Genomic DNA, 9,844 nt, shown 5'->3' with positions numbered 1-9,844 from the left:
TCACCACTCTTTACCAGCTGAATTCCGCGACCATCGGGCAAATTCATCGGCTGCATTTCGACGGCCTCACGATACGCAGCTGCCAATACGTCATGCGGCGACTCGTGGACTGGCACGCAGTCTCAGCGACAGAAAGGAGAATGGGCGGAATACTCAGCGGCTCTGGACAGACAGTTTATTCCCTAGACCCTTCGGCACATCGCCTCATGCGTCTAGCGGAAGGACGCAAGAACCCCAGAGAACTGTCGGATATCAAACCCGGACGATGGTCGCACCGACACGCACTTGTCATTACGGAACTGTACGTGCAATGCGTGGAATCCGCTCGGAAAGGCCATCTCCAGCTAGCCGATTTCGCTGCGGAACCGGCCTGTTGGCAGGAGGACGGGCAAGGCGGATACCTCCGACCGGACGCCTATATCAAAGTCGCGGTACCCGGAACGAACCGCCGTCAACATTGGTGGATCGAAGTTGATTTGGGCACCGAAAGCACGCCCACGGTCCGCCGCAAGTTTGACAGGTACATGGACTTCGCGGGCCGGAATATCGCCGGGCCTGACGGCACCGTTCCCCGAATCCTCGTGACAGTGGCAGACGACACCCGTTCAGCGGCACTCAGACGCATCGTCAGCCGAATGGGCGACCGGGCGGCGCAGCTCATCCATGTCAGCCGTTTCGACGTGGCCACGTCCGTACTAGCGGCCTTCGCAGAATCAAGCGCATCTCAGGAGAGGGAGTAAACCGTGACCAATGGCAAAGACGCTCTACGCCGGATCAAAGTTGCGGCCGGACTTCGCGAACTCGCCTCGGCTCTCGAAAGGAATATCGACCTTCCCGTTCCGCCACGCGTGGAAATCACTTACCCGGTCATCGGACAGAACGACGAAGCCGAACGGGCCGAAGTAGACCGCATCGGTCGAATCCTGGGGGAAATTCCAAGCGAAGAATGGGAGGGACACCATTACGCGGTAACCCGAAATTTCGGTCCCGTCACCTATACCGCTACCGCCATCACCCGTGAATGGATGGCGCGTTACTGCGAAAAGTGGCGCGCTGCGGAAAGCTACGCGCGTGAGAAGTGGGGGGACGTGTGACCCGCTGGCGAACTCTCATGGAGCATCTGGACGCGCCACTTGACCGAATCGCGTCCCCCGCGTTCGCGAATGAGCTGCACGCAATCGTGCAGTTCTTCACGGCCACCCTGGGCGGATTCGCCGTTACGGCATTCGTCATCGCAGAGCCGCATATCGGGCTGACCCTTTGCGTTCTCGGGATCGTCCTGGTCTTTCCGGCATGGCTGGTCGTATCCCTCGGCGTCCGCATGGCCATTGAAACCGGTCTAGCAATCCTGTCCATTCACCACCACATCAACCACTACGCCCAGCCCACCAAACCACCATCGGACGAAAAGGCGATCGAAAGGTGACCTGATGTTCTTCGGTCCCGATGGCAAGTTCATTCAGTTCGTGGCGGTCGTCCTGAAAGTTGTCCTCCTCGTCGCCTTCATAGCTGCTGCTCTGCTAATCGCAGGCACAGCGGACGCGTCCCAGCAGGCCCCTACGCCCCCGGCAATCTCGGAGCCATCCTCATGACCGACGCTGCCGCAAACGACGCTCAGGGACGCTCTCAGGACCGGCACCCCGCTGGGCTGACACCGGAACTGTGGGAATGGATTAGCCGTGCCGTCGCCGAGCTGGAGCCCCTGACCGATGACGAACGCCGCTGGCGCGCTCGGACGCTCAGAGGTGCCCGTGAGGGACCCTCAGACATCCCGCACGCTCACGGCGTGGTCTACCTGGCCCATGACGTCAGGCTTCCCGAAGTCCTCGCCCACATCGAAGCCGGACGCATCGTGATCGTTGTCCCCGCACCCCAGCCCCCGGAGTAGACGACCGAACGGCAAGAAAGAGGCTCACTCGATACCCGCACCGAGTGAGCCTCTGTCGTTCTGCGGTAAGCGGCTATGCCGCCTGCGAGGTATGCCGACGGAAGCACAACCCGTCACCGAGATCAACGATTCCGTCCGCTTCTGCCGTCGCGCCCTGCGGGTCTGTCCCGATCACGATTCGCGGTTGTCCATCGTGGAGAGCGAGGATCATTCCCAAAGACTCCCGCACAGCGCGGAGCATTTTGCGCTTAACGCTCTCATCCCCGCTGATCCACCTCTCGGCTACGGTCTGGCCGGTCGGCGCGTAGTCGTAGTTGTCCGGCACTACTACAAATTCTTCTATGCGCGCTTTGATGGCCTTGCGCTCCGTGATCAGTGCATCGAGTTTGTCATCGTCTTCGGTGGCGGAAAGGCGGGCTTGGATCTTACGAAGTGAGGCTTTGAGTTCGCCCAGTTCGTGCGCGTTGCCCGCGACCCTTTGGAAAGCAAGAATCTCCGTCGTGTCTCCCCCGAACATTTCTTCAACTAGTTCGATCACGGGCAATGCGTCGCAGGGATTGAAACGCTTACACGAAAGACGCTTCTTTGGAGTTCCTGCACAGTAGAGCTTTGGGGTGCGCGGGTTTCCGGCTGGGGTGAGACTGGCGTTGATGTAGAGCTTTCCGCCACACCCGGGGCAGGGGAGAATGCCCGAAAGCCAGGTGGCGGGCGACCTGATCGGACGGCCGCCCTTGTTGACGCGGGCGCTTGTCTTATTGGCATCCAGCACTTTGTTCGCGCTCCACCATAGAGCCGAATCGACCACGGGCGTAACTTCATGTATCCACTTTTCCGTTACGCCCTCGTAGGTGTACGAGCATTCGATAACGCCTGTGTGATGCGCTTCAAACCGGATCAAGTTTCTTATGCTCTGGTTGTACAGATCGTGTGCCCGTCCGACAGAGGCGACAGACTCACCTCTAGCGATGCGAACGTAGACGTCATTCACGGCTTGCGGGTCGGCACAGTACGCTTGCTTCGCGTAGCGCTTACCCTTGGTCTTCCAATATGTTGGCAATTTTCCGTGAAGCGCCTTGTTGTCGCGGACCATGGTCATACCTCGGTACGACGTGCTCTTGACCGTCTTGGACTTTTCGGCATTCGCGTGTTGGGCGACTAGGGTAATGATGCGTCCTGCGAAGTCGGTCTTCCCGAAGTTCGGCTCAGTGAGTGAGACGACATCGCCCCCCGCAGAGCGGATTACAAGCAGTATCTCGGCTTGCGCGTCCAAGTCCTCGCGTCGGTCAAGCCGGGAGGATTCCGTGACGATCAGCGTTTCGTATTCGCCGCGTTGAATGTCCGCTATCGCTTCTCGTAGTGCTGGCTCTTGAGTCCCCTTGGACGCGCTGTAGCCCTTGAGCCGGAACGTCTTGACGATTGTGATTCCGCGCTCTCGTGCGGCTCTGTTGATGGCTTTGACCTGGGATGTTTCATCTTGGCTGCCTGTGCTCACTCTAACGAACGCTGCTGCGAGGCTCATGGGCTTGATCCCCTCGGATGGCTTGCCGTTCCACCGTGCAAACTACCTGGGAACACATGACCACTTATGTACGCCATGCACAACGCTCTCAGGCGGGAGCTGGAGCACCTGGCGAAGCTCGCCGCCCGGGAGGACGACGACCCGCGCCGTATCCTGGCGGGCGCCCCGGGCTGGGAGCTGTTCAAGAAGGCGCTGCACGCCCACCACACCGCCGAGGACGAGGCGCTGTGGCCGGTGATGCGGGAGGCCCTGGCCGGACGCCCCGACGACCTCGCCCTCCTCGACGCGATGGAGGCCGAGCACGCCCGCATCGACCCGGTCATCGAGGCGATCGACGAGGGCTCGGAGCCGCTCGCCGACCTGGTCGAGATCCTCACCGCCGGTCTCACCGACCACCTGCGGCACGAGGAGGACGAGGCGCTGCCCCTGATGGACGAGGCCGTGACGCCCGAGCAGCTCGTGGCGTTCGGGCAGGCGCACGCGGCCGGGATCGGCCCCGACGCGTCGCGCATCCTGCCATGGCTCGTGGACGGCGCCGACGAGCGGACCTACGCGGCGACGCTCGCCCCGCTGCCGGAGCCCGCCCGTGCCGCGTTCGAGAACGAGTGGCGGCCCGCCTACGCCGCCCTCAACCGGTGGCACACGCCGTGAGCCTGATCCGCTGACGGTCCGGGCGCGGGGGCCGGGGTGCCGGTGCCGGGACGGCGGTCGTCCGGCCCGGCGCCCCGACGGCGCCGCGACGGCCGCCCCGGAGGGCGGTCAGAGGTTGATCATGTGGCCCGCGAGGCCGTGCACGGCCTCCTTCATCGCCTCGCCCAGCGACGGGTGCGCGTGCACGTTCCGGGACACCTCGTGGACGGTCAGGTCCCACTGCTGCGCCAGCGTCAGCTCCGGCAGCAGCTCCGTGACCTCCGGGCCGATCATGTGCGCGCCGAGGATCTCGCCGTACTTCGCGTCGCTGATCACCTTGACGAAGCCCTCGCCCTCGCCGAGGCCGAGCGCCTTGCCGTTCGCGCTGAACGGGAACTTGGCCGTCTTGACGTCGAAGCCCTGCTCCTTCGCCTGCGCCTCCGTCCAGCCGAACGAGGCGACCTGCGGCTGGCAGTACGTCGCGCGCGGGATCATCACGTAGTCGAGCTCCATCGTCTCGGCGTCCGCGATGGTCTCGGCGGCGACGATGCCCATCGCCTCCGCCGCGTGCGCGAGCATCAGCTTGGCGGTCACGTCGCCGATGGCGTAGATGTGCGGGACGGACGTGCGGCAGCGGCCGTCCACGTCGATCGCGCCCCGCTCGGTCAGCGCGACGCCGGTCTTCTCCAGCCCGTAGCCCTCCACGTTCGGCTGGAACCCGATCGCCTGCAGCACCTTGTCGGCCTCCAGGACCTGCTGCGCGCCGTCCTTGCCGGTGACCGTGACCTTCACCTTGTCGCCGGAGTCGTCGATGGCGTCCACGCGGGTGGAGGTCAGCACGTCCACGCCGAGCTTGCGGTACCGCTTCGCCAGCTCCTTGGACACGTCGGCGTCCTCGTTCGGGACCATCCGGTCGAGGAACTCGACGATCGTCACCTTCACGCCGTAGTTGTGCAGCACGTACGCGAACTCGACGCCGATCGCCCCCGCGCCCGCGATGACGATGCTCTCCGGCAGCTCGGAGCTGAGGATCTGCTCCTCGTAGGTGACGACGCGCTCGGACAGCGACGTCCCCGGCAGCAGCTTCGTGTGCGCCCCGGCCGCGATGATGCAGCTGCCGAACGTCACCGTCTCCGCCGACCCGTCTGCCTTGGCGACCTGGAGGGTGTTCGGGTCGGTGAACGTCCCGCGCCCGTCATAGGACGTGATCTTGTTCTTCTTCATCAGGAACTGGACGCCCTTGACGAGCTTGTCCGACACCTGCCGGCTGCGCTGGAACGCGACGCCGTAGTCGAACGAGACCCGCCCCTCGACGTTGATCCCGAAGGTCTCCTGCTCCTGGGTGAAGATGTGCGCCAGCTCGGCGTTGCGCAGCAGCGCCTTCGAGGGGATGCAGCCGACGTTGAGGCAGACGCCGCCCCAGTACTTCTCCTCGATGATCGCCGTCTTCAGCCCGAGCTGCGCCGACCGGATCGCGGCGACATATCCACCCGGGCCCGCGCCCAGGACCACGACGTCAAAGTGTTCGCTCATATCCATGGACGATATTCGCCCTGCGACGGTGCTCGCATCCCGGCCCGGCGTGACCCCGGTCGCGTGGCCCCGGCCGCGGCGCGCGAACCGCGACGCGCCGGTCGGGACGCGCCGGACCTGGGACATCGGGCTCCGGACGCCGCCGGGGGGCGCCGGTCGCCGGAGCGGGCGGTGCGTCCTGTTAGTGTTTCGATCGGCCCCCTGCCGTGAACGAACCGCGGGGGGCGAGGCGGCGCCCGAGCGGCGCCGGCCCACACACCGCCCCGGCCGGTGAGCCCGGCGGTACCCGCCAAGCAGCCCGTGCCGAGAACGAGGACCGTCCCTGCGGGCGGCGCATGGAACATCGCGCCGGAGGCGCGCATGGAACACGGCGCCGCGACCCGGTCGTTGTCCACGTTTCAGGCCGAGTGGAGGAGAAGACGAGTGCGAATTCCCAAGCGCGTCAACACCGTCCTCGACTGGATCGAGGAGCACTATCTCGCGCTTGGAGTGGTCGTCGCGCTGATCGCGGTCGCGCTGGTGGCGACCCTCGCGCCGGCGTCCGTCGGCATCCCGGTCGCCGCGTTCATCCTGGGCCTCGCGAGCGGCGGCTTCCTCGTGCACGTCCGGGCCAGCCGCCGCGTCGCCCGCGTCCGCGCGGACGTCGACAACCTGCTGCGCGAGAACGGCGCGCTGCGGCACCGCAACACCGTCCTCGCCAGCGGCGTGATCACCCGGGAGGCGCAGGAGACCCAGGCGCTGATGTCCATCCCCGAGGACGACCTGCCGCTGACCGACGACGACGATCACGACCCCGACGCCACGCACGCCATCGCCACCCTCGACGAGCTCCTGGACGACGACGCGGACCCGGCCCCCGACCCGCAGACCACCGACGAGCTCCCCGAGGACGAGCTCCCCGAGGCGGAGGAAACCGAAGAAGAGGAGGCCAGGGTGGACGATCCCCAGCGCACCACCGTCCTCCCCACGATCCCGGACGGCCTCGCCGACCGGGCGGACGCGCCGCGCAACTCCCGGAGGACATCCCGCCGGTCACGCTGAGTCATCGGGGCGCCGCGCCCGGCGTTAGCTTCGCCGATCTTGGGGCAGATCAAGGCCCGTGGAACCGCCGAAGAACGCAGGCCCCGGCAGCGAACCGGAACGCGGAGGCCCCGGTGCCGCAGACCTGTCCAAGGGTGCCGTAGACCTGTCCAAGGACGAGAGCGACCCCAAGGCCGTCCACAAGGCCGTCATCGCCTCCTCGATCGGGAACTGCGTCGAATGGTTCGACTTCGGCGTGTTCAGCGCCGGGGTGATGACGGCGATCATCGGCACGGTGTTCTTCCCGGAGGGCGCGACGGGAAGCGCGTCGCTGCGCTCGTTCGCGCTGATCGCGGCGGCGTTCCTGGCCCGCCCCTTCGGCGGGATGTTCTTCGGCCCGATGGGCGACAAGCTGGGCCGCAAGCGGGTGCTCGCCACCACGATCCTGCTGATGTCGGGCTCCACGTTCATGATCGGGATCCTGCCCGGCTACAACACGATCGGCGTCGCCGCGCCGCTGCTGCTGCTCCTCGTCCGGCTGGTGCAGGGCTTCTCGACGGGCGGCGAGTACGGCGGCGCCGCGACGATGATCGCCGAGTACGCGCCGACGCGCCGCCGGGGGTTCTTCGGCAGCTTCCTGGAACTGGGCACGCTGACCGGCTACATCCTCGGCGCGGGCCTCGTCCTGCTGATGGACCTGGCGCTCACCACCGAGGCGATGCACGGCTGGGGCTGGCGGATCCCGTTCCTGCTGTCGCTGCCGCTCGGCCTCGTCGGCCTCTACGTCCGGACGCGCATCGAGGACACCCCGACGTTCCAGCGCATGGAGGAGGCGGGCAAGAAGGCTCAGTCGCCGCTGAAGGAGACGCTGGAGCACTACTGGCGCGTCATCCTGATGCTGATCGGGATCGTGTTCCTGCTGAACGTCGCCGACTACACGCTGCTGACGTTCATGCCGTCGTACCTCGTCGACTTCCTGGAGATGAACGAGACCACGGCGCAGCTGATCACCATCGGCGTGGAGGCGGTCATGATCACGGTGATCGTGCCGCTCGGCGCGCTGTCGGACCGCATCGGCCGCAAGCCGCTGCTGATGACGGCGGCGATCGGCTACATCCTGCTGTCGTGGCCCGCGTTCGCGCTGATGCAGACCGACAACGCGATCGGCGTCGCGCTCGGGTACGCGATCGTCGGGGGGCTGCTGGTGCTGATCCTGGCGGTGATCGCCGCGACGTTCCCGGCGATGTTCCCGACCAAGGTGCGGTACGGGGCGTTCGCGATCGGCTACAACATCTCGACGTCCATCTTCGGCGGGACGGCCGCCGTCCTCGTCGGGTCGCTGATCGACGTGACGGGCTCCAACTACATCCCGGCCTACTACCTGATGCTCGCCGGGCTGGTCGCGCTCATTCCGATCATGAAGATCCGGGAGACGGCCGGGGTGCCGATCGATAAGGCCGGAGAAAAGCCGGCCCCGGAGCCCGCGGGCTCCGGAGCCGGGGCCAGCTCCTAGTCGGCGGGGCCGGTGTCGCGGGCGAAGTGCCGGCGGGACCAGGCCGCCAATGATCCCGCGACGACCAGTGCGGCGCCGGTCTCGATCGCCAGTGCTGTCCAAACCAGGGTCACTGGGAGCCTCCCTCCGGATCCGCCGGGCCCTTCCTTTGACCAGGCCCGATGCTCATTACTCCCAACACCAGGATGAGGTCGATTTTTCCTGACCCGCCCCGCCCGGCCGGGTGATTCGCCTCACCCGTCCCCAGGTCCGTGATCCCCGGCGTCGAGGTGCTGTTCGAGGGCGTCCAGGCGGGCGGCCCACGCGCGCCGGTACGGGGTCAGCCAGGCGTCGACCTCGGCGAGCGGTTCGAGGCGCACCTCGTACACGCGGCGCTGCGCGTCCTGCCGGGCCCGGACGAGCCCGGCGTCGCGCAGGACCCGCAGATGCTTGGACGTCCCCGGCTGCGTGAGCCCGAGCCGCTCGACGAGCTCGCCGACCGGCCGGGGCCGCTCCAGCAGCAGGTCGAGAATGCGGCGGCGGGCCGGCTCGGCGAGCACGGCGAACGCGGACGGCGCGGGCGACATGGACCCCAGAATAACCGTCGGTTCATATGAATTGCTCGGCATATTCAGTGGTGATCGCCGTGCTATCGCGGGCGGGTGCGACTTGTGTGGCGGTGCGGCAAAGGAGAGGTGCGGGCACTGGCTCATTGCGATCATTTGATTACCGTCTGTAGCGTCACGGTTGGCCGAACCCGGCCGCAACTGGCAGACCGGCGACGAATCGGTGGTGTGGACGTGACCGAACAGCAGCAGGACCAGCAGCAGCAAGAACAGCAGCAGTTGAGCCTCGGTACCGCAGCGGCACGGAATCTGGCGACCACGACCAAGTCCGTCCCCCAGATGCAGGGCATCACCTCGCGGTGGCTGCTCAAACTGCTGCCCTGGGTCCAGGCGGCCGGCGGCACGTACCGGGTCAACCGGCGGCTCACCTACACGCTCGGCGACGGGCGGGTCACGTTCGTGACCACCGGCGCCGACATCCGCGTCATCCCCCGCGAGCTCGGCGAGCTGGCGCCGCTGCGCGGCTTCGACGACGACCTCACCCTCGACGCCATCGCGGGCCGCTTCACCCAGCAGGAGTACGAGCCCGGCGACGTCATCGTCGAGCGGGGCCGTCCCGTCGACCGCGTCATCCTCGTCGCGCACGGCAAGCTCCAGCAGATCGGCGCCGGCCAGTTCGACGCCGACGCCGTCCACGGGACGCTCGCCAACGGCGACTTCTTCGGCGAGCAGGCCCTCGTCGGGACGGCCGAGGGCGAGGAGCCCGCCACGTGGGACTACACCGTCAAGGCCCTGACGGCCTGCACGATCCTCAGCATGAGCGAGTCCGACTTCCAGGAGACGCTCGGGCAGTCCACGTCCCTGCAGGCGCACCTCGACGAGTACCGGGCCAGCCCGAACCGCCCCGCCAACGACCACGGCGAGGCCGCGATCGACCTCGCGTCCGGGCACGACGGCGAGCCGTCGCTGCCCAGCACGTTCGTCGACTACGAGGGCTCGCCGCGCGAGTACGAGCTGAGCGTCGCGCAGACCGTCCTGCGCGTGCACACCCGCGTCGCCGACCTCTACAACGAGCCGATGGACCAGGTCGAGCAGCAGCTCCGGCTGACCGTCGAGGCGCTCCGCGAGCGCCAGGAGAACGAGCTCGTCAACAACCGCGGCTTCGGGCTCCTGCACAACACCGACCTGTCGCAGCG

The 9,844-nt window shown here is 66.6% G+C and carries 11 protein-coding genes; 8 read left to right on the top strand and 3 right to left on the bottom strand.

Translation table 11 applies throughout. The features are described from left to right. From E1264_RS34505 to E1264_RS43965, 4 genes are all read left to right on the top strand, one after another. Positions 1 to 740, top strand: a 740-nt coding sequence (locus E1264_RS34505; RefSeq protein ID WP_132180352.1) for a replication-relaxation family protein, incomplete at its 5' end; no start/stop codon positions are given. Between the two features lie 3 nt (positions 741 to 743). Next, positions 744 to 1,094 carry a hypothetical protein gene (locus E1264_RS34500; RefSeq protein WP_132180350.1) on the top strand — a complete coding sequence of 117 codons (351 nt, stop codon included), beginning with the start codon at positions 744 to 746 and terminating at the stop codon, positions 1,092 to 1,094. Between the two features lie 17 nt (positions 1,095 to 1,111). Beyond that, positions 1,112 to 1,426 carry a hypothetical protein gene (locus E1264_RS34495; protein WP_132180348.1) on the top strand — a complete coding sequence of 105 codons (315 nt, stop codon included), beginning with the start codon at positions 1,112 to 1,114 and terminating at the stop codon, positions 1,424 to 1,426. A gap of 4 nt (positions 1,427 to 1,430) precedes the next feature. After that, on the top strand, positions 1,431 to 1,592 hold the full coding sequence (locus E1264_RS43965; RefSeq protein ID WP_165964535.1) for a hypothetical protein: 162 nt from the start codon (positions 1,431 to 1,433) through the stop codon (positions 1,590 to 1,592). Positions 1,593 to 1,961: 369 nt separating this feature from the next. Here the strand turns inward: E1264_RS43965 and E1264_RS34490 are convergent, their stop codons facing one another. Continuing rightward, positions 1,962 to 3,407, bottom strand: a complete 1,446-nt coding sequence (locus tag E1264_RS34490; protein ID WP_132180346.1) for a recombinase family protein — start codon at positions 3,405 to 3,407, stop codon at positions 1,962 to 1,964. Positions 3,408 to 3,482: 75 nt separating this feature from the next. On the opposite strand from E1264_RS34490, the gene E1264_RS34485 reads away from it, so the two are divergent. Then, positions 3,483 to 4,058 carry a hemerythrin domain-containing protein gene (locus E1264_RS34485; RefSeq protein WP_243711342.1) on the top strand — a complete coding sequence of 192 codons (576 nt, stop codon included), beginning with the start codon at positions 3,483 to 3,485 and terminating at the stop codon, positions 4,056 to 4,058. A gap of 108 nt (positions 4,059 to 4,166) precedes the next feature. Here E1264_RS34485 and lpdA read toward each other — a convergent pair whose 3' ends face one another. Further along, a complete protein-coding gene (gene lpdA / locus E1264_RS34480; RefSeq protein WP_132180342.1) occupies positions 4,167 to 5,570 on the bottom strand; it encodes a dihydrolipoyl dehydrogenase in 1,404 nt (467 codons plus the stop codon). Between the two features lie 423 nt (positions 5,571 to 5,993). Here lpdA and E1264_RS43960 point away from each other — a divergent pair, with 423 nt between their 5' ends. Continuing rightward, positions 5,994 to 6,611 (top strand): hypothetical protein, encoded by a 618-nt coding sequence (locus E1264_RS43960; protein ID WP_165964534.1) that lies wholly within the window; start codon positions 5,994 to 5,996, stop codon positions 6,609 to 6,611. Between the two features lie 58 nt (positions 6,612 to 6,669). After that, positions 6,670 to 8,103 carry an MFS transporter gene (locus E1264_RS34470; RefSeq protein WP_243711341.1) on the top strand — a complete coding sequence of 478 codons (1,434 nt, stop codon included), beginning with the start codon at positions 6,670 to 6,672 and terminating at the stop codon, positions 8,101 to 8,103. Positions 8,104 to 8,336: 233 nt separating this feature from the next. On the opposite strand, the gene E1264_RS34465 is transcribed toward E1264_RS34470, so the two are convergent. Next, positions 8,337 to 8,669 carry a metalloregulator ArsR/SmtB family transcription factor gene (locus E1264_RS34465; protein WP_132180340.1) on the bottom strand — a complete coding sequence of 111 codons (333 nt, stop codon included), beginning with the start codon at positions 8,667 to 8,669 and terminating at the stop codon, positions 8,337 to 8,339. Between the two features lie 213 nt (positions 8,670 to 8,882). Here E1264_RS34465 and E1264_RS34460 point away from each other — a divergent pair. Beyond that, positions 8,883 to 9,844, top strand: a 962-nt coding sequence (locus E1264_RS34460; RefSeq protein ID WP_243711340.1) for a family 2B encapsulin nanocompartment shell protein, incomplete at its 3' end; no start/stop codon positions are given.

The organism is Actinomadura sp. KC216 (assembly GCF_004348535.1).
In the GTDB taxonomy this organism is placed as follows: Bacteria; Actinomycetota; Actinomycetes; order Streptosporangiales; family Streptosporangiaceae; genus Spirillospora.
The sequence above is the reverse complement of the archived record's forward strand: the minus strand, read 5'-3'. Positions and strand labels throughout refer to the sequence as shown.